The 26,676-nt window shown below is 69.9% G+C and carries 23 protein-coding genes and 1 pseudogene; 20 read left to right on the top strand and 4 right to left on the bottom strand.

Going from position 1 to position 26,676, the window contains the following annotated elements:
- Positions 1-110: 110 nt before the first annotated feature.
- Together F0357_RS09000 and pyk are read left to right on the top strand one after the other, a co-directional pair.
- Complete coding sequence (locus F0357_RS09000; protein WP_246161413.1) at positions 111-647, top strand: DUF1036 domain-containing protein; 537 nt, start codon at positions 111-113, stop codon at positions 645-647.
- On the top strand, positions 644-2,077 hold the full coding sequence (gene pyk, locus F0357_RS08995; protein ID WP_153480017.1) for a pyruvate kinase: 1,434 nt from the start codon (positions 644-646) through the stop codon (positions 2,075-2,077). The genes F0357_RS09000 and pyk overlap by 4 nt, the downstream gene beginning before the upstream one ends.
- A 97-nt stretch (positions 2,078-2,174) precedes the next feature.
- On the opposite strand, the gene F0357_RS08990 is transcribed toward pyk, so the two are convergent.
- The 3 genes from F0357_RS08990 to ykgO form a co-directional block, all read right to left on the bottom strand.
- The gene (locus F0357_RS08990) at positions 2,175-3,119 is read right to left on the bottom strand and encodes an alpha/beta fold hydrolase (RefSeq protein ID WP_153480016.1); all 945 of its coding nucleotides are present in this window, start codon (positions 3,117-3,119) and stop codon (positions 2,175-2,177) included.
- Positions 3,120-3,226: 107 nt separating this feature from the next.
- Positions 3,227-3,763 (bottom strand): tetratricopeptide repeat protein, encoded by a 537-nt coding sequence (locus tag F0357_RS08985; protein WP_153480015.1) that lies wholly within the window; start codon positions 3,761-3,763, stop codon positions 3,227-3,229.
- A 366-nt stretch (positions 3,764-4,129) separates the two neighbouring features.
- Entirely contained in the window at positions 4,130-4,255 is a 126-nt protein-coding gene (ykgO, locus tag F0357_RS08980) for a type B 50S ribosomal protein L36 (protein ID WP_153480014.1), read from the bottom strand.
- A 470-nt stretch (positions 4,256-4,725) separates the two neighbouring features.
- On the opposite strand from ykgO, the pseudogene rplU reads away from it, so the two are divergent.
- From rplU to F0357_RS08935, 9 genes and pseudogenes are all read left to right on the top strand, one after another.
- Positions 4,726-5,042, top strand: a pseudogene (rplU, locus tag F0357_RS08975) (50S ribosomal protein L21).
- Between the two features lie 36 nt (positions 5,043-5,078).
- A complete protein-coding gene (gene rpmA, locus F0357_RS08970; protein WP_153480013.1) occupies positions 5,079-5,351 on the top strand; it encodes a 50S ribosomal protein L27 in 273 nt (90 codons plus the stop codon).
- A 119-nt stretch (positions 5,352-5,470) separates the two neighbouring features.
- Complete coding sequence (locus F0357_RS08965; RefSeq protein WP_153480012.1) at positions 5,471-6,079, top strand: GNAT family N-acetyltransferase; 609 nt, start codon at positions 5,471-5,473, stop codon at positions 6,077-6,079.
- The gene (locus tag F0357_RS08960; protein WP_208948267.1) at positions 6,076-6,669 is read left to right on the top strand and encodes a GNAT family N-acetyltransferase; all 594 of its coding nucleotides are present in this window, start codon (positions 6,076-6,078) and stop codon (positions 6,667-6,669) included. Before F0357_RS08965 ends, F0357_RS08960 begins: the two co-directional genes overlap by 4 nt.
- Positions 6,666-7,292 carry a GNAT family N-acetyltransferase gene (locus F0357_RS08955; protein ID WP_153480010.1) on the top strand — a complete coding sequence of 209 codons (627 nt, stop codon included), beginning with the start codon at positions 6,666-6,668 and terminating at the stop codon, positions 7,290-7,292. Before F0357_RS08960 ends, F0357_RS08955 begins: the two co-directional genes overlap by 4 nt.
- Positions 7,289-8,332 (top strand): GTPase ObgE, encoded by a 1,044-nt coding sequence (gene obgE, locus F0357_RS08950; RefSeq protein WP_153480009.1) that lies wholly within the window; start codon positions 7,289-7,291, stop codon positions 8,330-8,332. Before F0357_RS08955 ends, obgE begins: the two co-directional genes overlap by 4 nt.
- Complete coding sequence (gene proB, locus F0357_RS08945) at positions 8,329-9,537, top strand: glutamate 5-kinase (RefSeq protein ID WP_312861519.1); 1,209 nt, start codon at positions 8,329-8,331, stop codon at positions 9,535-9,537. The genes obgE and proB overlap by 4 nt, the downstream gene beginning before the upstream one ends.
- A complete protein-coding gene (locus F0357_RS08940; RefSeq protein ID WP_153480008.1) occupies positions 9,531-10,832 on the top strand; it encodes a glutamate-5-semialdehyde dehydrogenase in 1,302 nt (433 codons plus the stop codon). The genes proB and F0357_RS08940 overlap by 7 nt, the downstream gene beginning before the upstream one ends.
- Positions 10,829-11,485, top strand: coding sequence for a nicotinate-nucleotide adenylyltransferase (locus F0357_RS08935; protein WP_312861518.1), 657 nt, complete (start codon positions 10,829-10,831; stop codon positions 11,483-11,485). Before F0357_RS08940 ends, F0357_RS08935 begins: the two co-directional genes overlap by 4 nt.
- Before the next feature lie 36 nt (positions 11,486-11,521).
- Here F0357_RS08935 and F0357_RS08930 read toward each other — a convergent pair whose 3' ends face one another.
- On the bottom strand, positions 11,522-12,217 hold the full coding sequence (locus tag F0357_RS08930; protein ID WP_153480007.1) for an AIM24 family protein: 696 nt from the start codon (positions 12,215-12,217) through the stop codon (positions 11,522-11,524).
- A 483-nt stretch (positions 12,218-12,700) separates the two neighbouring features.
- Here F0357_RS08930 and F0357_RS08925 point away from each other — a divergent pair, with 483 nt between their 5' ends.
- From F0357_RS08925 to F0357_RS08885, 9 genes are all read left to right on the top strand, one after another.
- Positions 12,701-13,870: a flagellin N-terminal helical domain-containing protein gene (locus tag F0357_RS08925; protein ID WP_153480006.1), complete on the top strand. Its 1,170-nt coding sequence runs from the start codon at positions 12,701-12,703 to the stop codon at positions 13,868-13,870.
- A 661-nt stretch (positions 13,871-14,531) separates the two neighbouring features.
- Positions 14,532-15,656: a flagellin N-terminal helical domain-containing protein gene (locus F0357_RS08920; protein WP_153480005.1), complete on the top strand. Its 1,125-nt coding sequence runs from the start codon at positions 14,532-14,534 to the stop codon at positions 15,654-15,656.
- A 241-nt stretch (positions 15,657-15,897) separates the two neighbouring features.
- Positions 15,898-16,722 carry a hypothetical protein gene (locus F0357_RS08915; RefSeq protein WP_153480004.1) on the top strand — a complete coding sequence of 275 codons (825 nt, stop codon included), beginning with the start codon at positions 15,898-15,900 and terminating at the stop codon, positions 16,720-16,722.
- Positions 16,723-16,926: 204 nt separating this feature from the next.
- Positions 16,927-18,594: a flagellar basal-body MS-ring/collar protein FliF gene (gene fliF / locus F0357_RS08910; protein WP_153480003.1), complete on the top strand. Its 1,668-nt coding sequence runs from the start codon at positions 16,927-16,929 to the stop codon at positions 18,592-18,594.
- Positions 18,591-19,349 (top strand): hypothetical protein, encoded by a 759-nt coding sequence (locus F0357_RS08905; RefSeq protein WP_153480002.1) that lies wholly within the window; start codon positions 18,591-18,593, stop codon positions 19,347-19,349. The genes fliF and F0357_RS08905 overlap by 4 nt, the downstream gene beginning before the upstream one ends.
- 4 nt (positions 19,350-19,353) lie before the next feature.
- Positions 19,354-20,805, top strand: coding sequence for a flagellar motor protein MotB (locus tag F0357_RS08900; RefSeq protein WP_153480001.1), 1,452 nt, complete (start codon positions 19,354-19,356; stop codon positions 20,803-20,805).
- Positions 20,802-23,600 (top strand): MotC family chemotaxis protein, encoded by a 2,799-nt coding sequence (locus F0357_RS08895; RefSeq protein WP_153480000.1) that lies wholly within the window; start codon positions 20,802-20,804, stop codon positions 23,598-23,600. The genes F0357_RS08900 and F0357_RS08895 overlap by 4 nt, the downstream gene beginning before the upstream one ends.
- A complete protein-coding gene (gene fliK / locus F0357_RS08890) occupies positions 23,597-25,840 on the top strand; it encodes a flagellar hook-length control protein FliK (protein WP_153479999.1) in 2,244 nt (747 codons plus the stop codon). The genes F0357_RS08895 and fliK overlap by 4 nt, the downstream gene beginning before the upstream one ends.
- Positions 25,815-26,378: a transglycosylase SLT domain-containing protein gene (locus F0357_RS08885; RefSeq protein WP_376767829.1), complete on the top strand. Its 564-nt coding sequence runs from the start codon at positions 25,815-25,817 to the stop codon at positions 26,376-26,378. The genes fliK and F0357_RS08885 overlap by 26 nt, the downstream gene beginning before the upstream one ends.
- The last annotated feature ends 298 nt before the right edge of the window (positions 26,379-26,676 follow it).

The raw sequence follows: 26,676 nt of genomic DNA, 5'->3' as shown, positions 1-26,676 counted from the left end.
GCGGTTGCGACGCGAACCTGCCGCATTCGTCTCCCATGACAGACGCCGCCGGCGTTTCCCCCCTCTTCCCGACGCCGGCCCATTCGTTGACAAACCGAACCGAAGCGCGCATGTACCCGCCCGAGCACGTCTTCGAACCGAGTAACGCGATGATTTCGGACGACAGCGGCGAGCGTGGAGCATCTTTCCGCCGTCGAATCGTCCCGCGCAGCCGCGTGCTTTCCCTCGCCCTGGCCATCGGCATCGCCACGACGGCGCCGGCGCTCGCGGATCTGAGGATCTGCAATCGCACGGCGAACGCCATCGGGGCCGCCGTCGGCTACAAGAGTTCCGGCGCCTGGACCACCGAAGGCTGGTGGAACATCCAGCCGAACACCTGCGAAGTGGTTTCCCCCGGTGCGCTCAACGCCCGCTACTACTACGTGTACGCTGTGGATAATGTCAGCGGCGGCGAGTGGGGCGGCAAGGCGTTCATGTGCACGCGAGAAAAGCAGTTCACCATTAAGGGCATCGAGGATTGCGTGGCGCGCGGCTACGAGCGCACCGGCTTCTTCGAGGTCGACACCGGCGAGCAGCGCAACTGGACCATCCAATTGACTGAACGTCCCACTTCCGCCTCCCCAGCCCCCGGAGCCCACGGACCATGAGACGCAACCGTCGGATCAAGATTCTGGCGACCCTCGGCCCCGCCTCCTCCGATCGGGACACCATTTCGGCCCTGTTCCAAGCCGGTGCCGATGCGTTCCGCATCAATATGAGCCACACCAACCACGAGCTCCTGAATCGGCTCGTCGGCATCATCCGGTCCGTCGAGGCCGAGCACGGCCGGCCGATCGCGATCCTCGCCGACCTCCAGGGGCCGAAGCTGCGCGTCGGCACCTTCGCCGACGGCGCGGTGCAGCTCGCCAACGGCGCCCGCTTCGTGGTCGATGCCGACCCGACCGAGGGCAATACCGAGCGCGTCTACCTGCCCCATCCGGAAATCCTCAACGCCCTCGAGCCCGGCCACCGGCTGCTGCTCGACGACGGCAAGCTGCGTCTCGTCGTCGAGCACGTCGAGCCCGGCCGCGCGGTGACGCGGGTCGAGGTCGGCGGCAAGCTGTCGAACCGCAAGGGCGTCAGCGTTCCCGACACGACGATCCCGATCGGCGCGATGACCGACAAGGATCGCCGCGATCTCGATGCGGCTCTGGCGGCCGAGGTCGATTGGGTCGCGCTTTCCTTCGTGCAGCGTCCCGACGACGTGGCGGAAGCGCGCAAGATCGTGCGTGGCCGTGCCGGCGTGCTCTCCAAGCTCGAGAAGCCCCAGGCGATCGATCGCCTCGAAGAGATCATCGAGATGTCCGACGCGCTGATGGTGGCGCGCGGCGATCTCGGCGTGGAGATGCCGCTCGAGCAGGTGCCGGGCCTCCAGAAGCGCATCACCCGGGCCGCCCGCGTCGCCGGCAAGCCGGTGATCGTCGCGACCCAGATGCTCGAATCGATGATCAATTCGCCGGTGCCGACCCGCGCCGAGGTCTCGGACGTCGCGACCGCGGTGTTCGAAGGCGCCGACGCGATCATGCTGTCGGCCGAATCGGCGGCGGGCGCCTTCCCCGTCGAGGCGGTGGCGACCATGAACCGGATCGCCGAGCAGGTGGAGCGCGACCAATATTATCCGGGCATCCTGCATGCCCAGCGCTCCGAGCCGCAATCGACGGGCGCCGACGCGATCTGCGCCGCGGCGCGGCAGATCGCCGACACTCTCAACCTGTCGGCCATCGTCTGCTACACCTTCTCGGGCGCGACGGCGCTGCGGGCCGCCCGCGAGCGGCCGCGTGCGCCGCTCATCGCGCTGAGCCCGGTGCTCGCGACCGCGCGGCGCCTGTCGCTGGTCTACGGCCTGCACACGGTGGTCGGCGAGGACGCCAAGGACCCGAACGACATGACCGAGAAGGCGTGCCGCAGCGCGCTCGATGAGGACTTCGTCTATCCGGGCCAGCGCATCGTCATCATCGCCGGCATTCCGTTCGGCAGCCCCGGCTCGACCAACCTGCTCCAGCTCGCCTTCGTCGGCGAGGGCGGCACGGCGCACTGAGACGCCACGGCCCGGCGGACGCCGTCGGGCTGTGCTCTCGAATTTCCATTCTTGAAGGGGCGCGGCGCGGATTTCTCCGCCCGCGTGGCCGTGCGCTTTACGCCTGCCGGCTGCCCCGGCGCGGCTTGGCCGGGTTTGCGGCGCGCGCCACGACAGCCTCGATCGCGGCAACCACGTCCGCCGTGCGGGTGTGGTGGGGCATGTGCCCGGCGCCGGGGAGCTCGATGTGCCGGGCGCCCTTCACGGCCGCCGCGAAGCGGGCCGCGTGCACCGCAGTCGGCACCACGCCGTCCGCATCCCCCGTCACCACCACCGTGGGCGCCGCGATCGTGCGATAGAGCGGCGCGAGTTCGGCCAGATGCTCCTTGAGCGCCGAGACCTCCAGCGAGGTCGCGCGGAAGGCCGCCGGGCGGATCGTCAGCGGCACGCCAGCGCGCTCGGCGAAGCCGCGCGGCACCGGCTCGGGCGCGAACACCTCCTGGAGCGACTTCTCGATCATCGTCAGCCCGAGCGGCGTCACGATGGTGTGGGAGAGCAGCGAGCCGACCACCGGCATCGAGACGAGGTCGTAGGACCACGCGATGCCACCGGGCCAGGGATGGGTCGCCGGCGCGATCATCACGAGGCCCGCCGTGCGCTCCGGATGGTGCACGGCGAAGGCCGCGGCGACCGCACCGCCGAACGAATGGCCGACGACGATCGCCCGCGCGATCCCGAGCGCTTCGAGGACGCCGGCGGCGAGCCGCGCCTGGGCGGCGGGGCCGGACAGCACGATCTCCTCATGCCCGCTGTAGCCGTGGCCCGGACGGTCGACGAAGATCATCCGCATGCGGCCGTCGAGGGCCGGCGCGAACGCGGCATAGGGGTCGCGCAGCGAGCAGGCGGCGCCGTGAAGAATCAAGAGGACGGGCGCGTCCACCGTCTTCGCCGGCACGTCGAGAACGTGCAGCCGGACGCCGTCCACGGCGACGAAGCGGCCGAGCGGCGGATAATCGTCCTCGATCCGGCTGCGCAGCCAGGAGGTCGTCAGCGACAGCCCCATCGACCCGAAGGCGAGGGCGGTGCCGAACCCGGTGAAGGCCGACCAGAAGCCGTCGCCCTCCGCATTCGCGGAGGCGCCGTCGGCCAGATCGGCGGGGAGGATGTCGGTCAGAGGTCTTTGCCTTCAACGTCGGGCGCGAGCTCGTCGCGGGCCTTCTTGGCCATCTCGAGCCGCGGATAAATCTTGAGCGCCGCATCGTACGCGGCGAGCGCTTCTTTCTTCTTGTCGAGGTCGCTCATCACCGTGGCGATCCCGACGAGGGTGTTCCAATTGCGCGGATCGAGGGCGAGGGCACGCTGGAGATCGGCGACGGCCGCCCCGGTCTGGTCCGATTGAAACTCCGCCGTCGCCCGAAGGCTCCACCCTTGGGCATAATCGGGCTTCAGCGTCACCACGGCGTCGAGCAGGTCGAGCGCGACCGGCATCTCGTCGTTCGCCATCGCCGCCATCGCCCGCACCATCAGGAGATCGACAGTCGGGCTGCCGGACTGCATCCAGCGCCGCTCGATCCGGAGCGCGATCTGGGTCGCTGTACGGTCGTCGGGGGCTTTGGCGAGACGGTCGTAGAGGTCGTCGAGCGCGCGCTTCGCCTCGCGGGGATCGGCGGGCTTGAGCGGGATGCCGCTTTTCGCCGGCGGCCGCACGCCCGGCAGGGCGGGGCGGGCGGGGCCGGCATCTTCGGCTCGGGCGCCCCGAGGGTCGGCGGGTCGGCCGAGGGCACGGCGCCCGTATCGGCGAGGCTCACGCCCGCGCCGAGCCCGAGGGCGAGCACGGTGACGGACAGCGACGCGACGATTCGAGGGCACGGACCGAACATGCGGCTTATATTGCGCCTGCCTTGCGCCGCGTCAAAGCGCGATCGCCGACTTTCTGCATCCGGCGAAAGGGGACGGCAGCCTGGCGCAACGCAAAAACGGCGCGGCACTCGCGCGCCGCACCGTTCGATCTCGTCGGCCTTCCGTGGCGATCCGGAAGCCTCCGGACCGCGACGAGCCTCGGCCTTGAAGGCCTCAGCCCTGGCGCGCCTTGTAGCGCGGGGCCTTCTTGTTGATGATGTAAACGCGGCCCTTGCGGCGCACCAGGCGGTTCTCGCGGTGACGGCCGAGCAGCGACTTCAGCGAATTCTTGATCTTCATGGGTCTCAACCTCGGACTTGAATCTTGCGCGACTGGCGCGATCTGGATCTTGCGCGGTGGTGGACGCGCGCGTCCGCGGCCACGGGAAAACGAGGCGCCTTCTTAAAAGAGCGTCCCGCAGGCTGTCAACGCCGCTGGGCGCGCCAATTGCGCCTTCGAGGGCGAAAATATGCGCGACGGCCTCTTTTTCGGGTCGGCCGCGATTGACAGAAAACGACCCGTCCTTATAGTCCGCGCGTTCCAAATGGCGGAGTGATCCGCCGAACGCGCTGCCCGAGGCTCTGGAGGATGCCGACGGTCGGGGCCCATCGGGCTCCCCCGGCATCCCGTTCCGTTTTAAGCCCGCCGGCCGACCTTTCGCGAGATCTTTCGTCTCGCGGCGATCGAACCGTGCGGCGCCGAAGGGCGCGACCACAAGATCCGTAACGTCCGAAATGGGCGGCGGACGAAGACCGAAGGCTAGTTTTGCGATGTTCGCAGTGATCAAGACGGGCGGCAAGCAGTACCGCGTTGCCCCGGGGACGAGATCGAGGTCGAGAAGCTCGAAGGCGAGGCCGGTCAGGCCGTGACCTTCTCCGAGGTTCTCCTCGTCGGCGGCGAGGCCGCGCCGAAGGTTGGCGCGCCGTTCGTGGCGGGCGCGACGGTGGCCGGCGAAGTGGTCGAGCAGACCCGCGCCAACAAGGTAATCATCTTCAAGAAGCGGCGCCGGAAGAACTCCCGCCGCAAGAACGGCCACCGTCAGCACCTGACGGTCGTTCGCATCACGGACATTTCCGCCGGCGCCTGAGGGCGTCCGTGCGGGTGAAGGGATAAGGAGAGCGCCATGGCTCACAAAAAGGCAGGCGGCTCGTCGCGCAACGGCCGCGACTCGGCCGGTCGCCGTCTCGGCGTCAAGAAGTTCGGCGGCGAGAAGGTCATCCCGGGCAACATCATCCTGCGTCAGCGCGGGACGAAGTGGCACCCCGGCACGGGCGTCGGCATCGGCGTCGATCACACGATCTTCGCCGTGACCGAGGGCGTCGTCGCGTTCCGCGCGTCCGCCAATGGCCGCACGTACGTGTCGGTCAACCCGATGACGGCGGAAGCCGCGGAATAACCCGGCAAATGGGACATACCCAAGCGCCGGTCCCGTCAGACCCGGCGCGAGGGGCGGATTGAGCCGAGGGGAGACGGGAAACCGCCTCCCCTCGTGCGTTTTCCGACCGGAGCTGTCCCATGTTCGAGTCCGATTGCGACCTTGAAGACGAAGACGAAAGTCTGAAGAGCCGTCGCCTGATGTTCCACACCCCGCGCCCGGCCGATGCGGCCGAGCTGGCGCGGCTTGCGGACAACATCAAGGTTGCGGCCAATCTCGCTTCGATGCCCAATCCCTATACGCGGGCCGACGCGGACGCCTGGATCGCCCGGGCGGCGAGCCCGCGGGAGCGGGCCGGAGAATTCCTCCTGCGGCTGCGCGCACCGGATACCCCGCTGGTCGGCGGGGTCGGCTACAAGCCTGCGGAGGACGGAGGGCCGGGCGTGGAGATCGGCTATTGGATCGGCGAGCCCTTTTGGGGGTGCGGCCTCGCAACCGAGGCGGCGCAGCGCCTGCTCGACCATATCTTCCGCAATCCCGACATCCGCGTCGCCCATGCGGCGTGCCGTGTCACCAACAATCCCTCCCGTCGCGTCATCGAGAAATGCGGGTTCCAGTGGGCCGGCACCGGCCTCGCCCGGTTCGTGGCGCTCGGCGGCATGACGGCGGTCGATCGCTACCGGCTCGACCGCTCGATCTGGTGCTCGATCAAGGCCTGGGGTGCGGCGGAGGCGGCGCGAACGCGATGAGCCTGTTGCGGCGCTCGGCGTCCTGGCGCGACGTCACGCTCACCACCGATCGCCTTCTGCTTCGTGCGCCGCGGGCCGGCGACGAGGATGGCGCGGCTGCCTCGGTCGGCCATTGGGAAGTGGTGCGCATGCTCGCCCAGGTGCCGTGGCCTTACGGCCGGGCCGAGGCCGTGCGCTATGTGGAGCAGGCGCAGGCCGAGATGGACGGCCGCCGCGCGCTGCACTTCTTCCTGGTCGACGAGGCCGGCATCGCCGGTGGGTTCGGGCTCGCCTTCTCGCCGGTCTCGCTGTTCGCCCCCGCGCCGGTGCTCGGCTATTGGCTGTCGCCCGACCGCTGGGGCCGCGGCTATGCGACCGAGGCCGGCCGGGCGGTGCTCGACCATGCGTTCCGGACGATGAAGCTCAAGGCGGTGCGCTCGGGCGTGTTCTTCGACAATCCCGCCTCGCTCCGGGTGCAGGAAAAGCTCGGCTTCGAGGTGGTCGGCCGCTCCGAGGTCTTCTGCCTCGCTCGTGCGAAGACGCTGTCCCACATCGACACCCTGATGACGCGCGATCGTTATTTCGAGCGCCGCGCGGAGGAGGGGCGATGAGCCGGGGCGGGGCGGCGGGTGGTCGCGGTTCGAATGGTGAGGCCGTCGGGGGGGGCACGCCGGGCGAGCGCCGCCTCAATCGGCACAATCTCGCTCTCGTGAGCGAGCGTCTGCGGCTGCGCCCGCCCCATGCGGGGGATGTCGCCGCGATCCATGCCGCGCTCGGCGACTTCGAGATTCTCAAGATGCTCGGCTCGGCGCCGTGGCCTTACGAGCGGCGCCACGCGGTCGGCTACGTCGCCGCCGCGCAGGACGACATCGCGGCCGGGACCGACGCCTCGTTCCTCGCCTTCGACGGCCGCGCGCTCGTCGGCGGCGTCGAGCTCAGCGACATCGACACCCGCCCGACCATCGGCTGGTGGATCACCCGCTCCGCCTGGGGGCACGGCTTCGCCACCGAGGCGGTGCGCGCGGTGCTCGGCCATGCGTTCGGGCCGCTCGGCCTCAACCGCCTGTTCGCGGGCGCGTTCGTGGACAATCCCGCCTCGTTGCGGGTGCAATCGAAGCTCGGCTTCAAGATCGTGGGCCGTTCCGAATTGTTCTGCCTTGCGCGCGGCGTCGCCGTTGCGCATATCGACACGATCCTTACGCGGCAACGCTTCCGCGAGCACGGCGCGTCATGAAATTTCTTGATCAGGCCAAAGTTTACATTCGCTCCGGCGACGGTGGCGCCGGTGCCGTCTCGTTTCGCCGCGAGAAGTTCATCGAGTTCGGCGGACCGGACGGCGGCGACGGCGGCCGGGGCGGCGACGTCTGGGTCGAGTGCGTCGACGGCCTCAACACCCTCATCGATTATCGCTACCAGCAGCACTTCAAGGCGCAGACCGGCACCCACGGCATGGGGCGCAACCGCTCCGGCCCGAAGGGCGGCGATGTCGTGCTCAAGGTGCCGGCCGGCACCGAGATCCTGGAGGAGGACGGCGAGACCCTGATCGCCGACCTGACGCGGATCGGCGAGCGCGTCTGCCTCGCCCGCGGCGGCAACGGCGGCTTCGGCAACGCCCATTTCAAGTCGTCCACCAACCAGGCGCCGCGGCGGGCCAATCCGGGCCTCGAAGGCGAGGAGAAGTGGATCTGGCTGCGGCTGAAGCTGATCGCCGAGGCGGGGCTCGTCGGACTGCCCAATGCCGGCAAGTCGACCTTCCTCGCGAGCGTCACCGCGGCGAAGCCGAAGATCGCCGATTATCCCTTCACCACGCTTCATCCCAATCTCGGCGTGGTGCGGGTCGATGCGCGCGAATTCGTGCTGGCCGACATTCCGGGGCTGATAGAGGGGGCCCATGAAGGCGTCGGCCTCGGCGACCGCTTCCTCGGCCATGTCGAGCGCTGCCGGGTGCTGTTGCATCTCGTCGACGGCACCGAGCCCGATGTCGCCGCCGCCTACCGGGTGATCCGCGGCGAGCTCGAAGCCTATGGCGCCGGTCTCGACGAGAAGCCGGAGATCGTCGCGCTCTCCAAGATCGACGCGCTCGACGAGACCGAGCGCGCCGAGAAGCTCGCCGCCCTCGGCAAGGCCGCCGGGCGGACGCCGCTCGCGCTGTCCTCGGCGAGCCGGGAAGGCGTCGAGCGCGCCTTGCGAGCGCTTCTCCGGGTGATCGACGCCGATCGCGGCCAGGACCCGAACGTGGTGCCGTCGACACCGGGCGAGGAGTGGCGGCCGTGAGCACGCTCGAGTCCGTGGGGCCGGCGGTGCGCCGGCTCGCCGAGGCGCGGCGTCTCGTCGTCAAGGTCGGCTCGGCGCTCCTCGTCGAAGGTGCGACCGGTCGCGTCAAGGCGGACTGGCTCGCGAGCCTCGCCGCCGACATCGCCGGCCTCGTCGCCGGCGGCACCGAGGTCATCGTCGTCTCGTCGGGCGCCATCGCGCTCGGCCGCGGCGTGCTCGGCCTGCCCCGCGGCAAGCTGAAGCTCGAACAGGCCCAGGCCGCCGCCGCCGTCGGCCAGATCGCGCTCGCCCGCGCCTGGTCGGAGGCGCTCGGCGCCCGCGGCCTCGCGGCGGCGCAGGTTTTGCTCACCCTCGGCGACACCGAGGAGCGGCGGCGCTATCTCAACGCCCGCTCGACGCTCGGGACCCTCATCAAGCTCAACGCCGTGCCCGTCATCAACGAGAACGACACGGTGGCGACGAGCGAGATCCGCTACGGCGACAACGACCGGCTCGCCGCCCGCGTCGCGACGATGGCGAGCGCCGACACCCTCGTCCTCCTCTCCGACATCGACGGGCTCTATACGGCGCCCCCGGCGCAGGACCCGGCGGCGCGGCATCTGCCGGTCGTCGAGCGCATCACGCCCGAGATCGAGGCGATGGCCGGCGGGGCCGCGTCCGAGCTCTCCCGTGGCGGCATGCGCACCAAGGTCGATGCGGCGAAGATCGCGGTGGCGGCCGGCACCGCCATGGTGATCGCGTCCGGCAAGCGGGATCATCCGCTTGCCGCGGTCGATTCCGGTGTCCGCTCGACCTGGTTCCTCGCCCACGAGACGCCGACGCTCGCCCGCAAGACCTGGATCGCGGGTTCGCTCGATCCGCGCGGCGCAGTGACGCTCGATGCCGGCGCGGCCGATGCGCTCGCCGCCGGCCGCAGCCTGCTGCCGGCCGGCGTGATCGCCATCGAGGGCACCTTCACCCGGGGCGACGCGGTGCGCATCCTCGATTCCGAGGGCCGAGAACTGGGTCGCGGCCTCGTCGCCTACGACCACGACCACGCCTCGCGCATCATGCGGCGCAACAGCCGGGAGATCGAGACGATCCTCGGCTTTGCCGGGCGCGCCGAGATGATCCATCGTGACGATATGGCCCTCAACGAGACGGCGCTCGCGGCCCGCGCGCGGCGCGTGCCGGTGGCGGCCGAAACGGAACAGGAATCATGCTGACGAAGCCCCAGCTCGGCGCCGGCGACGAGACGGCGACCGACGTCGTCGCGCTGATGGCCGACATCGGCCGCCGCGCCCGCGCCGCCGCCCGTTCGCTCGCCCTCGCCGATCCCGCCGCTAAGACCGCCGCGCTCCATGCGATGGCGGCCGAGATCCGCAAGGGCCGCGCCGACATCCTCGCCGCCAATGCCGGCGACGTCGCCGCCATGGAAGCGGCGAACCAACTGCCGTCCTTCATCGATCGCGGCCGGCTCGACGATGGCCGGATCGAGGCGATCGCCGCCGCTCTCGATGTGGTGGCCGGCCTCGAGGATCCCGTCGGGGTGGTCACCGCGGCCTGGACGCGGCCGAACGGGCTCGCCATCGAGCGCGTCCGCACCCCGCTCGGGGTCGTCGGCGTGATCTACGAGAGCCGTCCGAACGTCACCGCCGATGCCGGGGCGCTCTGCCTGCGGGCCGGCAACGCGGCGATCCTGCGTGGCGGCTCGGATGCGCTCGCGACCTCGCGGGCGATCCATGCCTGCCTGGTGCGCGGCCTCGTGGCGGCCGGGCTCACCCCCGATGCGATCCAGCTCGTGCCCGTCGCCGACCGCGCGGCGGTCGGTCTCATGCTCGCCGGCCTCGACGGCAATATCGACGTGATCGTGCCGCGGGGCGGCAAGAGCCTCGTCGCGCGGGTGCAGGAGGAGGCGCGGGTTCCCGTCTTCGCCCACCTCGAAGGCATCTGCCACGTCTATGTCGATCGCGCCGCCGACCTCGCCATGGCGAAGGCGATCGTGGTCAACGCCAAGATGCGCCGCACCGGCATCTGCGGCGCCGCCGAGACGCTGCTGGTCGATCGCGCCGTTGCCGAGACCCATCTCGTGCCGCTGCTCGACGCGCTCGCCGCGGCCGGCTGCCGCCTCAAGGGCGATGCCGGTGTCCGCGCCCTCTATCCCGCCGCGGAGGCGGCGACGGAGGAGGATTGGTCGACCGAATATCTCGACGCGGTGATTTCGGTCGCGCTCGTCGACGGCCTCGACGCGGCGATCGCCCACATCGAGACCTACGGCTCGCACCACACCGATTGCATCGTGACGGCGGACGAGGCCGCGGCGGCCCGGTTCTTCCGCGAGGTCGATTCCGCCATCGTGCTGCACAATGCCTCGACCCAGTTCGCCGACGGCGGCGAGTTCGGCATGGGCGCGGAGATCGGCATCGCGACCGGCCGCATGCACGCGCGCGGACCGGTCGGCGTCGAGCAGCTCACGAGCTTCAAGTACGTGGTGCGCGGCGAGGGTCAGACCCGGCCGTGACCGAGGCGTCGCTCACCGCCGCCGATCTGGCCCTGCCGCCGGCACCGCCGGGGCGGATCGTCGGGCTCTATGGCGGATCGTTCAATCCTCCTCACCGCGGCCATCTCCATGTCGCGCGTACCGCTCTGGTGCGGCTCCGTCTCGATTGCGTCTGGTGGCTGGTGACGCCGGGCAATCCCCTGAAGCCCGAGGGCGGCACGGCGCCCTTGCCCGAACGGCTCGCCGCGGTGCGCCGGCTCGCCGCCGAGCCGCGGATGAAGGTGACCGGCTTCGAGGCCGCCCACGGCTTCCGCTACACCTACGAGACTCTACGCTTCCTCGTCACCCAGCGCCCGCACACCCGGTTCGTCTGGATCATGGGCGCCGACAGCCTGGCGACGTTCGATCGCTGGCAGCGCTGGCGCGACATCGCGCGCCTGGTGCCGATCGCGGTGGTGGACCGGCCGCGCTTCGGGTTGGCCGCGCTCGCCTCGCCGGCCGCGCGCACCTACGCCGACGCGCGCCTTGCCGAGCGGGACGCCGCGACGCTGCCGTTCCGCGCCGCCCCCACCTGGGTCTTCCTGCACGGCCCCCTCGACTCGCATTCCTCGACGGCCCTTCGCGCCGCCAACGGTTGCGGCGGCTCGGCGACGCCGCCGGGGCCGGGAGCTTGAGGACCAGACGCGAGTGATCGCCGAGGCGCCGCACCCTCAGCGCGGAGGCTGGGGAAAATAGGGCGCGAGCGCGTGGGCGAGGCCCGGCAGCGTCAAGGTCTGCAGCCAGACGCGGCCGGGGCCGGTCAGCACGGCGAGGAAGAGGCCGTCGCCGCCGAACAGCATGTTGCGCACCCCCGGCACGGTGGTGATCTCGAAGCCGACGCGCTCCTCGAACATGCCGACATGGCCGGGATGGACGAAGATCTGCTCGCCGGGGGCGAGATCCTTCACCACCGTCTCGCCGCCAAGTTCGACCCAGGCGGTGCAGCGGCCGGTGAGCCGCTGCAGGACGAAGCCGTTACCGCCGAAGATGCCGGCGCCGAGCGATTGCTGAAAGCCGATGCCGAGTTCGACGCCGCCGGTGGCGCAGAGGAAGCCGTTGCGGTGGATCAGCATGCCGTGACCCGGCTCGACGCCGACGGCGTGGATCGTGCCCGGGACCCGCGCGGCGAAGGCAACCTCGCCCGGTCCGCCTTCGACCGTGAATTCCGTCATAAACAGCCCGCCGCCGGCGAGCGCGCGGCCGAACACCCCGAGAATCCCACCGGCCCCGGCCGTCATCATCTTGGTGTTGAGGCGGACCGGACCGCGCATCCAGGAGAGCTGGGCCGGCTCGGCGACGAGGTCGTCGCCCGGGTCGAGCCGGATTTCGAGGACGGGCAGGGTGGTGCCGACGATTTCGGCGTGCATGGCGGGGCTCCTGGACGGTCTCGACGGCTTTTCACGGCGGCCCAGATCCGCCGGCGTCGAGGACCGGCAGGAATCGGTGACGGTACGCTCGCACGCGGCCGTGGCGGAGCAAAGACGGAACGGCGGCGAGCGCGGCGGCGTCTCGAGATGAGGGCTCGATCCCCGCTTGGCGGGCGAGCGCGAGCACGGTCCGCGAGGTGCCGAAGGAGGGATTGAGGAAGCCGGCAACCTTCATTGACTCCCAAAATTCGCCGGCGAACTGATTTTATCATTTATAATCATAATTTTAGTGCGATAGAAGTTCCATTTTTGGCGACAGGTTCGGAAAGGCTCCGCGGGCTATAACCACTCCAACGACAGATTGAGCGGGCGAGGGGTCAGCGGTTCAAAAACCCCTTCTTCGCCAAAGGCATGAAGCCGTGCTGTCGTGCCGGGAACGATCCGGCATGTCCCCGAAAATCGAGTGTCCAGGGACATACGAAAATGACGAGCCTTATTACCAACAACTCCGCCACGGTTGCCCTTTCGACCCTGCGGTCGATCAACTCGCAGCTCGACACCGTCAACACCCGCGTGTCGACCGGCAAGCGCATCAACTCGGCCTCAGACGGCGCCGCCTATTGGTCGATCTCGACCACGCTGACCTCCGACAACGGCGCGCTGGGCTCCGTGAAGGATGCGATCGGCCTCGACAAGAACACCGTCGACGCTGCTGCCGGCGGTCTCAAGACCGTGCTGGATTCGCTCAACACGCTGAAGAACAAGCTCACCACCGCGATGTCGACTTCGGCCGACCGCGGCAAGCTTCAGCAGGAAATCTCGTCCACGCTGGACGGGATCAAGTCGGTGTCTGACAACACCGTCATGAACGGCACGAACTGGCTCTCGGTCGACTCGAGCGCCACCAACTACAACTCGACCAAGGCGCTGGTTTCGTCGTTCTCGCGTTCGACGAGCAGCACCGGCACGAGCACCGTCAACGTTAGCGCCAGCTATCTCGATACCGGCGCTATCATGCTCTACGACAAGAAGGCTGCTGCGACCACCGTGGGCTCCACGGTGACTGGTACTGCGGCGGTTGCGACCGCGGCCACCCAGGCCGACTCGACCGACGCCACGCTGACCGACGCCCGCGGCGCCGGCTTCACGGTGGCGATCAGCACCGCTACGGGTGCCCAGGGCGGCTTCCTGGACACCGTCTACTCGGTTGCGTTCAACACCTTCGCCGACGGCGGCACGGGTACCGACACCATTGCCGGCACCTCGGACGACCCGGCGGATACCTACACGGCCGGCACGGCTGCGGCTGCTGACGATTTCTCCATCTCCAAGATGGATATCTCCAAGCTGTCGAACAGCTACAAGGATCTCAACAAGATCCAGGCCTACGTGAAGGTGGTGGATGCGACGATCCAGCAGCTCACCGCTGGCGCGACCACACTGGGTGCGACGTCTTCGCGTCTCACCTCGCAGCAGAACTTCGCCCAGAGCCTGATGGATACCAACACCAGCTCGATCGGTAACCTGGTCGATGCGGACATGGAGCAGGAATCGAGCCGCCTGAAGGCGCTGCAGACCCAGCAGCAGATCGGCGTTCAGTCGCTCTCGATCGCCAACTCCACGACCTCCAACCTGCTGTCGCTGTTCCGCTAATCGGTTCTGCGACCACCTCAAACGGCACCGCTCCCCCCTCCCCCTCCCCGCGGTGCCTTGGGCCACGCTCCCCCCGGAGCGTGGCCTTTCTTTTTGGGAGCTGCCTGTCGCCCGCCACCCGAGGTGCGCACGGCTACCCCTACGACCGCGCTTCGGCTTCGCAATCGTCCGCGCCCGCAAGTCGCCGTCGGCAGTCCCTCAATGATCCGTCGTCATCCCCGCTTTTGTGGCGGGTTCCAGGGCGGCCGGCACGGCGTTCGCGGCCCCTGGGTTCCCAGGTCGAGCCCGGGAGGACGGCGGAGAGGGCGTGCGCATCCCCCGCCGCGGGCGACGGCGGACCCATCGTCTCCATTCCGAGATAGTCCCTCTCTAAAACCCGTCGCATTGCGCGCCAGGTGCCGCGCCGCGCTCCTGATTGCAACCTGAAATCGTGCGGCCAACGCCTGCGCTCCTGCCGCGAAAAGCGCAAGCCAGACGCAAGCTTCGCACAAGCTTCGAGTCGCGTAGTCCTGCCGACGACAGGTTGGATCGCGTCCATCGAGGGGCCCCGGGAGGGCGATGGTGGGCGGCCAAACGCTCCAAAGGCATGAAGCCGCCCTGTCGTGCCGGAAGCGACCCGGCATGTCCCCGCGTTATGAAGTCATTCAAGGGACATACGACGATGACCAGCCTGAACACCAACAACTCCGCCACGATCGCGCTCGCCACCCTGCGCACGATCAACTCGCAGCTCGACACCACCAACACCCGGGTGTCGACCGGCAAGCGCATCAATTCGGCGGCCGACGGCGCGGCCTATTGGTCGATCTCCACCACCCTCGATTCCGACAACGGTGCCCTCGGGGCCGTGAAGGATGCGATCGGCCTCGACAAGAACACCGTCGATGCGGCCTCGAGCGGTCTCACCTCCGTCCTCTCGAACCTCAACACCCTGAAGGACAAGCTGACCACGGCCACCTCGACCTCGGCCGACCGTGCGAAGCTCCAGCAGGAAATCTCGTCGACCCTGTCGACGATCAAGACGACCGCCGATGCGACCGTGATGAACGGCGCGAATTGGCTGAGCACCAACACCACGACGGATCCGAACACCACGAAGCTCGTGATGGCGTCGTTTTCCCGCACCACGGCGGGTGGCAGCAGCACGGTTTCGGTCAACTCGACGCAGGTCGATACGACCGGCTTCATGCTGTATAACGCCAGCACAGCGGCGACTGCTGCCGTCTCGGGGACTGCTAAAGTTGCAACCGCCGCCACGGTGGCGAACCCGACGACTGATCAGGGTCAGTTCGCGATCGGTTTCACGGTCGCTGTGAGCACCGACGCGGCCGCCCATAAGGGCGGCTTCCTCGACACGACCTATAGCTTCGCCGCTGGTACATATACGCCTCCTGCGGGTACTACCCCTGGTTCGTACACGGCTCCCGGCACCGCGGCCCCTGCTGACGACTTCTCGATCGGGACGATGGACATCTCGAAGCTGACCAACAGCGCCACTGACCTGGCGAAGGTCCAAGCCTATCTGAAGGTCGTCGACGCGACGATCCAGCAGCTCACCGCGGGTGCGACCACCCTCGGCTCGACCTCGACCCGTCTGAAGTCCCAGCAGGACTTCGCCCAGACCCTGATCGAGACCAACACCTCGTCGATCGGCGCCTTGGTCGACTCGGACATGGAATCGGAATCGACCAAGCTGAAGGCGCTGCAGACCCAGCAGCAGATCGGCATCCAGTCGCTCTCGATCGCCAACTCCTCGACCCAGAACCTGCTGTCGCTGTTCCGCTGAGCGGCGCGGCTTAAACTGGCGGCCGGCATCGCCGGCCGCAGGGCCACGCTCCCCCAGCGTGGCCCTATTTTTTTGTCCGGCGCGTCGTGCAAGCCCGGCACAAGCTTCCTCGTGTTGTCTGGTCGCCACGGCGATTGGAGCATGCGATTCGTTCGGCTCCGCATTCTCCAAAGGCATGATGCCGCCCCGCCGTGCCGGCCGATCCGGCATGTCCCGCACCCGGTCTCGGCAGGGGACACCTATGATCAGTCCGATAGGCAGCGTGTCCGCGCCGGCGATGCTGCGCGGACCGAACCAGGATCACGATCGCGTCACGCCGCCGGTCGTCGCCACGGATCCGACCGTGGCTGCGGCGGTGGAAAGTGCCGCCTATTGGTCCATCGTCCTGCCGAGCGCACAGGGCGAAGGCCCAGACGCCGTGCCGCTCGACCGCCGCTCGGGAGAGGTCGCGATCGGCCGCGTGCGCGGCCTCGTCGCCGAACTTCAGAAGGTGCATGCGACCCTCGCCGAGGCACAGCAGCCCGGAGCCGATCGCGCGCACCTGCAAGGGGCCCTCGAAACCTCCCTCGGCCGGGTCCGCGATCTCGCCGGCGCGGTCGCCGTCGAGGGCAATCCGGACGCTTCGCAGGCGGGCTCGTCGGACGGCGCATCGTCACGCGCGCCGAAGAAATTGCTGCTGTCCCCCGCCGTCAGTTCCGCATCCTCTGCGGCGGCTTTGGATGCCGACCTGCAATATTTCCAGATTTTCCGCATCAGCGAGATCGTCGCTGCCGGCATCGCCAGCCTGAGTGCGATCTATTCCCTCGCCGATCGCATCTCCGACAACGCGACCTATGACCGGCGGACGCGGCCGATCAAGCTCGTCGCCGGCTTTTCCGAAACCGCCGATCTTGCCAAGAGCGAGGCACGGCTTACCATCATGACCGAGCCGATCGGGGGCATCGACCTGACCGCGCTCGATCTCAATCCGGCCGCGCGCGAGGACATCGCCGCCTATGCCGGCGCCGTTGCGGGCACCGCCAGCGCTCTCAATGCCATGGCGGGCGCAGCCGACGGCGCGGCCTGAAAGCCGATTCAGCCCTGCCGGTCCCATCCCGCCGAACGGGCACGCAATCTCCAAGCAAGGTTCGCGGGCGAATGTCGTTCCGCACCGGCCGTGTTCCGCGAGGAATGCGCCCGGCGTGGTGCGGCGGGCATGAGGCTCGTCCGCACCGGCTGTCGGACCGAAATCCGGCGGCCGGTCTGACCTTGCGGAAGGGGAAGGGCGCCCATGACGGGTCGCGCGCAAGCGGAGAGGCTGCTGGCCAACCTGCGTGAGCTTGGTGCACGGCGTCTGATCGCCCTCGGGGTGATCGGTGTCGCGGTGCTGCTCGCGATCGGCCTCGGCGCCTATTATCTGAGCCAACCCGAGCGCGAGCCGCTCTATACCGGCCTGAACCGTGAGGACGTGACCCGTATGGGCGGCGTCCTCAAGGATTTCGGCATTCCCTTCGACGTCAGCGCCGACGGCACCTCGCTGATGGTCACCCATCGCGACAGCGCCCATGCGCGCATGCTGCTCGCAGAGAAGGGCCTGCCGCAGAGCGCCAACACCGGCTACGAACTCTTCAACGATCTGGGCTCCCTGGGCCTCACCTCCTTCATGCAGGACGTGACCCGCGTCCGCGCCCTCGAGGGTGAGCTCGCCCGCACCATTCAGGGGATGAAAGGCATCCGCGCGGCGCGGGTGCATCTGGTGCTGCCAGACCGCGCCTCGTTCCGTCGCGATCAGCAGCCGGCCTCCGCCTCCGTCGTCATCCGCACCGAGAACGCCGAGGACGTCTCCACCGCTCAGGCGATCCGCCATCTCGTCGCCGCCGCCGTCCCCGGCCTCAAGGTCGACGGCGTCACCGTGCTCAACACCGACGGCGCCGTGCTCGCCTCGGGCGATGATTCCGCAAACTCCGATTCCGGCCGCAAGCTCGGCCTCGAAGGCGAAATGAGCCGCGAGCTCGAGGCCAACATCCGCCGCACCCTGACGCCCTATCTCGGCCTCAATAATTTCGAGGTGAGCGTCACCGCCCAGCTCGACACCGACAAGACGACCACCAGTGAGACGGTGTTCGACCCGGGTTCCAAGGTCGAGCGCTCGGTCCGCGTGGTGCGCGAGAACGCCACCTCGCAGAATCGCGCCAATTCCGCGCCCACCACCGTCCAGCAGAATATTCCGCAGCAAGCGCCCCAGAGCCAGGGCGGTGCCGGCGATTCCAACGAAGAGAACACCCGGCGCGAGGAACTCACCAATTACGAGCTCTCGAGCAAGACCATCCAGACCACCCGCGACGCCTATTCGCTCGATCACTTGTCGATCGCGGTGCTCGTCAACAAGTCGAAGCTCTTGACGAGCGCCGGCACCGAGGGTGGTTCGGTTCCGATCGACGATCAGTTGAAGGACATCGACCAGCTCGTCCGCTCGGCGACCGGCTTCAATGAGAAGCGTGGCGATCAGCTCAAGGTGTCGGCCGTCGCCTTCGCCGACGGCGGCCATGCGATGGAGCCGATCCCGCCGCTCAGCGTGACGGAGCTGTTGCTGCGCCAGTCCGGCACCTTGATCAACGCCGCGACCATTCTCGTCGTCGCGCTCCTCTTGATCTGGTTCGGCCTGCGGCCGGCGGTGAAGTCGATCCTGGCGCGTCCGGCGAGCCCGGAGGCGAGCGGCGAACTCGCTCTGCTCGGCGTGGGCGGCGAGGGGGCCGATGGCCTGGCCCTCGAGGCGTTGGGCGGGCTCGGTGGTCTCGGCGGCCCCGACAGCCCCGAGAGCATCAACCTCATCGAGGACCTCACCAGCAAGATGAACCGCACGCCGCAGAAGCGGCTGGAGCAGATTGTGGAGTTCGATGAGGAGCAGGCTGCGCAGATCCTGAAGCAGTGGCTCCGGCAGGAGGCGCGCGCGTCATGAACGCGATGCTGATCCATCACCTGCCGGACTTCGGGAAGGGCGAATGGGCCGCGGCGCCGTCGGCACCGCCCGAGGCGCCGGTGTTCCCGACCCACGTCGATCCCGGGTTCCAACCGGTCGCCTTCGCGCGCGACCGGTCCGGCGTCGAGCGCGTCGTGCCGGCGTCGGCCGCGTCGGCCCAGGCGCCGTCCCCCGCCCCGGCCGCGCTCACCCCGGTCGTGGCGCCGATCGTCGGCCATGGCGCGGCGGCGGTGCAGAAGGCGATCGAGGAGGCGGAACTGCGTGGCCGCCTCGAAGCCATCGCCGAGGCGCGAGCCTCCTTCGAGGCACAGCGCGCGGAGTTGGAGGCCGGGTTCGAGGTGCGACTCGCCGAGACGCGCGAGCGTTGGGCGGCGGATCAGGCGGGCGTTCTCGCCGACGGCATCATGGCGGGCCTTGCGGCGATCGAGAGCACGGTGCTCGATGGTCTGGCCCGCGTGCTGGTGCCGGTCGTCTCGGCGAGCGTCCTTCAGCAGGCGCAGGTCACCCTCGCCGGCCTGATGCGGCGGCTGCTCGAAGACGACGAGCACGGCACGCTCGAGGTTCGCGGTCCGCAGGATCTCGTCGACAATCTGCGCGCGCGCCTCGGCGAGAGCGCGCATTCGGTGAAATTCATGGTGGACGAGACGGCGGACGTCGTGGTCACCGCCGGCGACACCATCATCGAGACCCAGCTCCGCCTCTGGGCGGAACGCCTCGCCGCGGCGGAGGCCTGAGCCGATGTCGCAGGAGCACCAAGAACTCATCATCGTAAAGCGCCACGAAGAGGAAGAGCACGAGGCTCACTCGAGCGCTTGGAAGGTTGCCCACGCCGACTTCATGACGGCGATGATGGCCTTCTTCCTCATCATGTGGCTCGTCAACGTCACCGACGACGAGGTGAAGAAGTCGATCGCCAACTATTTCAACCCGGTCAACCTGACGGCGAGCATCTCCAATCAGAAGGGGCTCAACCAGCCGTCGGACAAGGCGGGCGAATCGAAGGGCGCGGCGAAGCCCGGGTCCAAGCCGGAGGATAAGAAGAAGAAGGGCTCGGGCGCACCGGGCGCCAGCACCGGCGCGAAAAGCGAGGGGGGTGCCGGCGGCGAGCTCGGCGAGAAGAGCGGCGGCGCGCCGTCCGAGGCGGTATCGGGCAGTGCCGACGGCACCGGCGCCAGCGACGGCTCGCTCGGCGGCGGCGCCGGCACGGCCACGGCCGAACTGCGCGCCTTCCAGGACCCCTATGCGGTGCTCGCCAAGCTCGCGGCGGAGGTGCCGCCGCCGGCCGAAGGCGCGACCGCGGACAACATCGTCGGCGAACCGAGCGTGCCGGGCGTCGCCGGCGGCTCGACGCCGCGCGACCCGTTCGACCCCGTTTATTGGCAGACCAACGGCGGCATGAACCCGAAATCCGCCAAGCCCGGCCAGAAGGGCACCGGCGGTTCGGCCCCGAACGACGGCAATCTCGATGCCGCCGGGGTCGATACATCGAGCGGGACGCCGCCTCAGGCGCCGAATCCGGCGCCTGCGAAAGCCAATCCGGCGGCTCAGACGGCGGCCGCGCAAGCGGCGCAGGCTCAGGCCAACAAGGCGATCACGGAAAATCTCGACCCGAAGGCGGCGGCGATCGTCGAAGCCGCCATGGCCGGCGTGGTCCCGCCCGTGGAGGTTCTCGCGCCCGAGAAGCCGAAGACCGCCGGCCAGAAAGCGCCCACCACCGCCGTGAAGCAAAAGGCCGAGGATCTCGGCGCCGAGCTCAACAACAAGATTGCCGCCGCGATCCAGGGCACCGACATGCCCCACGTCGCCGTGCAGGCGACGTCGGAAGGCGTGCTGATCAGCCTCACCGACGACATCGATTTCAGCATGTTCCCGAGCGGCTCGGCGATCCCCGAGCCGAAGGTGGTCGTCGCCATGGAGAAGCTCGCCAAGACGCTCTCGGAGCGTCCGGGCGGCGTCGTCATCCGCGGCTACACCGACGGTCGCCCCTTCAAGTCCGACACCTACGACAATTGGCGGCTCTCGAGCGCCCGCGCGCAGATGGCCTTCTACATGCTGAAGCGCGGCGGCCTCGATTCCAAGCGCGTGATGCGCATCGAGAGCTTCGCCGACCGCGATCTCAAGAACCAAAAGGATCCCGGCGCGGCTGAGAACCGGCGTATCGAAATTCTGCTTCAGGAGCCGACGGCGTGACGAAGGTCGCTCTCGTCCTGCTTCCGGTTCTGGTTCTGGCCGCGGCCACCGCCGCGACTCCGGCTGGTGCGCAATCGCCCATGGTGTTGGTGCCGGCGAGCGGGCAGACCGTCGCGCCGCCGTCCGACGATCCCGGTTCGATCGCGCAGACAGCCGGCACGAACGCTTCGTCGTCCTCGGCCAAGTCGACGAAGCAGAAGAAGGTGAAGACGGCGGCAGCCGCGGGCGCGCTCGCGCTGACGCCGGCCATGGAATCCCAGGCGGTGGCGAAGTCCGCGGGGGCGAGCAAATCCTCCGGCGCGGAGAAGACGTCCGCGCCGGCGAAGGCACAGACTGGCAAGGCTTCGGCGGCGTCCAAGGTCGCTACGGCCGCCACGGTGTCCGGCGCCACGGGTGCCGATCCCGAGGTGGTGGCGGCTCTTGCCGCCGCTCTTAAGAAGAGGATGCGCCCTGCCGACCTCGCGAGCCAGAACGACGCGGCGCTCGCCGCGGCGGCCCACGCCGCCGACGTGGCGGTCAAGTCCGGAACCGCCGACGAGGCCGTGACGGCGGCGGCGCCGGCGATGAAGCCGAAGGCCGGTACGACCGCTGCTTCGGGGGCGACCGCTGCGGCGGCTGCGACGGTGTCCGCCGAGGGCGGCGCCGCGACCGCGGGTCCGCCCCAGGTGCTCTATGCGCCCGTGTCGGCGCCCGCCGCCGCGCCCGCCGCCGAGAAGCCCCGCGTCCGCCGGGCGAACGTCCGCGTGCCGCTGCCGCCCGCGCGCCCCGTCGCGGAGACCGCGGCCGCGGACGGCACGACCCTGGAGGCGGCCGCGCCCGCGGGTGGCGATGGCCCGCCGCCCGCCGCCTCGACGGCCGATCCGGCCCTGATCCAGGCGTCGGCGTCCGCAGCGCCGGCGGCTAGGCCGGCGTCGCATACGGCGGCTTCGCAGGAGACCACGCCAACGACCGGCTCGGCCGAGCCTGCGGCGGGAGAGACTGAAGCGGCAGCGACTGAGACCGCTCCTGCTGGCACTCCCGCGACTGAGGCTGCGGAGACGTCAGCGTCCGCCGTCGTGGCCGCCCCGGTGCCCACCGTCCAGGCCGCGGGGTCGCCCGGAGCGGGCAGCATTGCCGCGGTCGCGACGCACACCCCTTCTCCGGGACAGACCGCCGCTGCGACGGAGACGACCGCAGCGGAACCGTCTTCCGAGTCTAAGGCCGAGCCCGCCGCGGCGCAGCCTCCGGCGAGCGCGGAGCCGTCCACGACCGCCGGCGCCGCTGCCGAAGCCGGCGTGCGTCAGATCGCCGACCTGCCCGCCCCGCTGCTTCCGCCGAACGCCCCGCATGTGGCGCCCCGGCCGGCGACACCGGGCATGGCGCTCCCGCCGGCTCCAATCGCCGCGCCGGCCCGGGCGCAAGCGACGACGCCCCATGCCGAGCCGGCCGCGGCCGCGTCGACGGCAGCGGCCGGCTCAACCACGCCCACCCCCGCACCCGAAGCCGCCGCCCCGGCGGAGGCTGCGGCTGCGACCGCATCGGCGGAACCGCCGACGGCCGTGCCGACCGCGACTGCCGCCGCCGAGCCGGCGCCGGGCCCCGAGCCGGCGCCGGGCCCCGAGCCGGCGCCGGGCGCCGAGCCGCTGGCCACCGACCCGTTCCTCCCGCCCAAGTCGGCGACGCGCAAGGCGGCCTTGCCGAGCATCGGCGAGCCTTACGAGCTGATGCGCACGCTGCAATCGCTGCAGGATCAGATGGCGGCCGGTTCCGTCGCCGTGCTGTCGGCGCAACACGTCCTGCTCAATCGTATGGGCGATGCCTTCGCCAACGCCGATCCGCTCGTCTGGCAGGACCGCCGCAATGCCGAGGCGCTGATCACCTACGTGCTGAGTGGCGGCAATCCGGAGGCGCTGCGCCGTCAGCTCAATCAAAGCCTGCTGCCGGCCGCCGACGTGGCGCTGATGCATGGCGTGCTCGCTTATGTCGAGGGCCGCGAGGGCGTCGCCAAGAAGCTGTTGTCGAAGTACGACCCCCGCACGCTGCCCGCCAGCATGGCGGCCCAGGTGGCGCTCGCCCGCGCGGCGCTCGCGGTCTCGACCGATCGCAAGGAAGCAATCGCGATGCTCGACGATGCGCGGCTCCTCGCGCCGGGCACGTTGACCGAAGAGGCAGCGCTGCGTCGCGAGGTCCTGATCGTCAGCGACGAGGGCGATACGCCGAAGTTCGAGCGGCTGTCGCGGCAATATCTCCAGCGGTTCCGCAAGTCGGTCTATGCCGGCAATTTCCGGCAGCGCTTCGCCGCCAGCCTGAGCCGGATGGATTTCGTCAACGATCCGCAGAAATTCCCCCAGCTCGACGCGATCCTGTCGGAGATCGATCCGGCAGCCCGCGTCGAACTTTATCTCCTCATCGCTCGTGCCTCGGTCAATCAGGGCCGTACCACCGCCGCGCGCCTTGCGGCCGAGCGGGTGCTCCAGGAGGTCGAGCCCGGCTCACCCTTCGAGGCCCGCGCGCTGGTCTATCGCGGCGCCGCCCTCGCGGTGACGAGCCCGCACACCGACCTGGTCCTCGATCAGCTTCGCCGCATCGATCCGGCCGGCCTCGATCCGTCCGATCGCGCGCTCCTGCGCGCCGCCTCCGAGACGGCGGCGCTGATCGATCACGCCTCCGACTTTTCCGAAGACGCCCCGCCGCCGCCGCCGAAGCTGGTGCCTGGGCAGAAGGCGCCGGAACCGGAGAAGGACAGCACGACCGTCGCGAATGCCAAGACGAGGCTTGCGGCGATCGATTCCCTCCTGGCGGGAGCGCCCCAATGACGCAGATCGAACGCAGCCTGGGCGATTCCCACGCACTCGATGTTCGCGGCACCAAGCCCAGCAAGGGCGGCGACGTGAAGGGCGGCGACGCGCCGGCCTTCGACGCCATGCTGACCTCGCTCGCGGACGGCACCGAGGAGCCGCTCATCGCGGCGGCCGCCCCCGACGGCAAGGCCGCCACCGAGGGCGCCGCAGATGAGCGCAAGCCGCATGGGGCGAACGGCGGTCACGACGACGACCGCTCCGAACGGGACGCTTCGGCGCCCGACATCCCGGCCGATGCCGCGGGGCGCGCGGCGGCGGATCCGGTCGGCGCGATCGCGATGATGCTCGGGGCGGGATCGCGCGCGGACGGTGCCGGATCCGGCCGCGGACGCGAGGCGTCCGCCGAGGGCGCGGGGTCGGCTGCACCTGCCGTCGCGGATGCCTCGGCCACCTTGGCCGATTGGGCCGGACCGGCGGGGGTCGGTGATGGTGCCGAGGCCGACGCCGCCCTCGATGCTTTCGCCTCCGCGGCGGTCCAGGCCGGTCTCAAAGGGCTCGCCACCGGCGCCGGCTCGGCGTCGATCGTCGATCGCCGCACCCATTTCGCGCCCGTCCAGTCCCGCGCTCTCGAGACCGCCGCGCGTGCCCCCGACGCGGCGCACATGTCGATGCCGGACATCGGACGGGACGCGATCGAACGGCTCGCCGCCGATGCGTCACGGGCGCTTCCTGAGCAGGAGGTCGCGGTCCGGGCCGCGTCCGCGAACGAGGCCTTTCCCGCGACCGCATCCGCGCCGACCGGTACGGAACCCGTCTCCGAGGGCGCCTCCGCCCCGGCGCCCCGTTCGGCGGATATTGTCTCGCTCGCAACCGGCCGCACCGCAGGGCAGCCGATCGCCCTCGACGCCGAGCCCGCGACGTCGCAGGCTGTCCAAACCGGCGCCCCGCCACCGGCGTCCGACCCCCTTGCGGCACCCGCCTCGGCCTCGACCAACCGAACCCGCGCGGAGCCGATCGCGGTCGACGCCGACAGCGCGCCGGCGCAGCTTGCCCAGACCGCCGCGCCGCTGTCTTCCTCGACGGAGCCAGCGCTCCGTTGGGCGGAGACCGGTGCGGCGACGGGTTCCCTATCCAGAACGGAATCCGCCGTCATCGGCGCTGGCGCTGCGCCCGTGCAGCCTGCCCGTGCGGCTCAATCCATCGCGGCGCCCGCACCGCAGGCCGCCTCCGGTGCGGGCGTCGCCGGTCCTGCCTCTGCGCCGGCCGGCGTGCTCTCGGTGCCAGGCATTCCCCAGGACACGGCCGCTCAACAAGGCGTCGCCGCGGCGGAAACCGGCCTCATGCGCCCGGTGTCGGACCCGGACAGCGCGACATCGCTCCGTGATCGCGGAGCGGGAGATGCGCGACGGGGCGCGGACATGCCCGTCACGCCCGGCCGTGCCGCCGGGGTGATCGCAGCGCCGACCTCGGGCGACGGCGCGGGCCGCGTCAGTGACACGGCCGGCCGAGGCGCGGGCCGGGACGGTCTCGACGCTCATCGCGATGCGACCTCCCCGGCGACGCGCGAGGCCGACGCGCCGGCGCGAACCGCGGCGCGGACGGCCGAGGCCGAGACCGCGGCGAACGAACGGGCATTCGGCGCGACCGCCGCCAGCACGACCGCCGCATCCGGCCCGACGGGCCCCGCGCCCGGCGGCCTGCCGCCGACCCAATTACAGCGCCTCGCCGGGGCGATCGCCGCCGGGGCCGCGGATATCAAGGCGCAGGCGGGCGTCGATGCCGCTGCGGCGCTCGAGCCGGCGGCTCTGGCCGCCGCGCGCGACCCGGTGCGCACCCTCGATCTCCAGATGCACCCGGCGACCCTCGGTCTCGTCACCGTCCGCATGCGGCTCGTCGGCCAGTCGCTGGAGCTGCGCGTGCGCGCCGCCAATCCGGAGACCGCGCGCCTCCTCAAGGCGGACGGTGGCAAGCTCGCCGATCTCCTCAGCACGTCGGGCTACGGCACGCACATCCTGGCGATCGACGCCGGCGGTGCCGACACCGCGGGCTTCATTTCGAGTGTCCCCCAGCCGTCCGCCGGCCTCGCCGACGGCGGCGCGACATGGAGCGGCACGGGAGACCAGAGCCGGCAGCAGGACCGGCCGTCGGGCGGCGGCGGCAACGGGGCGCCACGCGGGCGCAGCGACTTCGCAGGATTGACTGAGAATGCCGACGAGACGAGCTCTCGCGATCGCCCTGGCGCTGTTTACGTCTAGCCTCGCCCCGGCCAGCGCGAGGTCGCCATACGAGACGCCGGCGACCCCGAGCAATGTCTGCGAGCGCGAGATGGCCGGCGCCTCGGTGCAATATGGCGTGCCGCTGGCGATCCTCTATGCGGTCGGCCTCACCGAGACCGGCCGCAAGGGGTCATTGCAGCCCAATGCGATGAATATCGACGGCCGCGCTTATTTCGCGACCAGCAAAGCCGATGCGGTGCGCCAGTTCCAGGTCGCCCGCAGCCATGGTGCCAAGCTGATCGATCTCGGCTGTATGCAGATCAACCATTATTATCACGGCGAACACTTCTCGTCGGTCTCCGCGATGCTCGAGCCGCGCGCCAACGTGCAATATGCCGCGCGCTTCCTGAAGGTGCTGCGGTCGAGCGAGGGAAGTTGGACGATGGCGGTCGCGCGCTACCACGCCGGGCCGAACAACAATCCGGCCCAGAGACGCTATGTCTGCATGGTGATCAAGAACATGGTGGCGACCGGATTCGGTGCCTGGACGCCGCAATCGCGCGCCTTCTGCCGCTGACGCGTCCGCAAGACTATGTCGACAAGGGTAGGGAGACGATCGCCATCCCGGCGCGTCGGGGGGCTGCTTCGCGCGGCCGGCTTTTTTGTCGTCGTTCCCGAGTGGCCTGGCGCCGACGGATCATCGTCCGCCGAGGCCGTCCCACGGGCTTTCACCGCGGGCACGAGGCTCGCGCTGCGGCCTCATGCCGGGGAGAAGACCGGCTTTGCCGGCTCGTGCGCCGAGCGCAAACGCGGCGGGTCCCCTGCCTGCGGCGGTGGATAGCCACACCGCATGCAGCCAAAGGCGACCGCGGCCC

Origin of the sequence: Segnochrobactrum spirostomi (assembly GCF_009600605.1) — a bacterium.
Lineage (GTDB): Bacteria > Pseudomonadota > Alphaproteobacteria > Rhizobiales > Segnochrobactraceae > Segnochrobactrum > Segnochrobactrum spirostomi.
Note: the sequence above shows the minus strand (reverse complement) of the source record. Positions and strands in the feature narration are given on the sequence as shown.

Bases quoted from the DNA above. Each gene is read 5' to 3' on its own strand.
- F0357_RS08915 (WP_153480004.1), top strand. From the start codon at position 15,898: ATGATCAGTCCGATAGGCAGCGTGTCCGCGCCGGCGATGCTGCGCGGA.
- F0357_RS08965 (WP_153480012.1), top strand. From the start codon at position 5,471: ATGTTCGAGTCCGATTGCGACCTTGAAGACGAAGACGAAAGTCTGAAG.
- F0357_RS09000 (WP_246161413.1), top strand. From the start codon at position 111: ATGTACCCGCCCGAGCACGTCTTCGAACCGAGTAACGCGATGATTTCG.
- F0357_RS08900 (WP_153480001.1), top strand. From the start codon at position 19,354: ATGTCGCAGGAGCACCAAGAACTCATCATCGTAAAGCGCCACGAAGAG.
- F0357_RS08990 (WP_153480016.1), bottom strand. From the start codon at position 3,119: ATGGGGCTGTCGCTGACGACCTCCTGGCTGCGCAGCCGGATCGAGGAC.
- pyk (WP_153480017.1), top strand. From the start codon at position 644: ATGAGACGCAACCGTCGGATCAAGATTCTGGCGACCCTCGGCCCCGCC.
- F0357_RS08920 (WP_153480005.1), top strand. From the start codon at position 14,532: ATGACCAGCCTGAACACCAACAACTCCGCCACGATCGCGCTCGCCACC.
- ykgO (WP_153480014.1), bottom strand. From the start codon at position 4,255: ATGAAGATCAAGAATTCGCTGAAGTCGCTGCTCGGCCGTCACCGCGAG.
- fliK (WP_153479999.1), top strand. From the start codon at position 23,597: ATGACGCAGATCGAACGCAGCCTGGGCGATTCCCACGCACTCGATGTT.
- rpmA (WP_153480013.1), top strand. From the start codon at position 5,079: ATGGCTCACAAAAAGGCAGGCGGCTCGTCGCGCAACGGCCGCGACTCG.
- F0357_RS08930 (WP_153480007.1), bottom strand. From the start codon at position 12,217: ATGCACGCCGAAATCGTCGGCACCACCCTGCCCGTCCTCGAAATCCGG.
- F0357_RS08905 (WP_153480002.1), top strand. From the start codon at position 18,591: ATGAACGCGATGCTGATCCATCACCTGCCGGACTTCGGGAAGGGCGAA.
- F0357_RS08940 (WP_153480008.1), top strand. From the start codon at position 9,531: ATGCTGACGAAGCCCCAGCTCGGCGCCGGCGACGAGACGGCGACCGAC.
- F0357_RS08955 (WP_153480010.1), top strand. From the start codon at position 6,666: ATGAGCCGGGGCGGGGCGGCGGGTGGTCGCGGTTCGAATGGTGAGGCC.
- F0357_RS08960 (WP_208948267.1), top strand. From the start codon at position 6,076: ATGAGCCTGTTGCGGCGCTCGGCGTCCTGGCGCGACGTCACGCTCACC.
- obgE (WP_153480009.1), top strand. From the start codon at position 7,289: ATGAAATTTCTTGATCAGGCCAAAGTTTACATTCGCTCCGGCGACGGT.
- fliF (WP_153480003.1), top strand. From the start codon at position 16,927: ATGACGGGTCGCGCGCAAGCGGAGAGGCTGCTGGCCAACCTGCGTGAG.
- F0357_RS08925 (WP_153480006.1), top strand. From the start codon at position 12,701: ATGACGAGCCTTATTACCAACAACTCCGCCACGGTTGCCCTTTCGACC.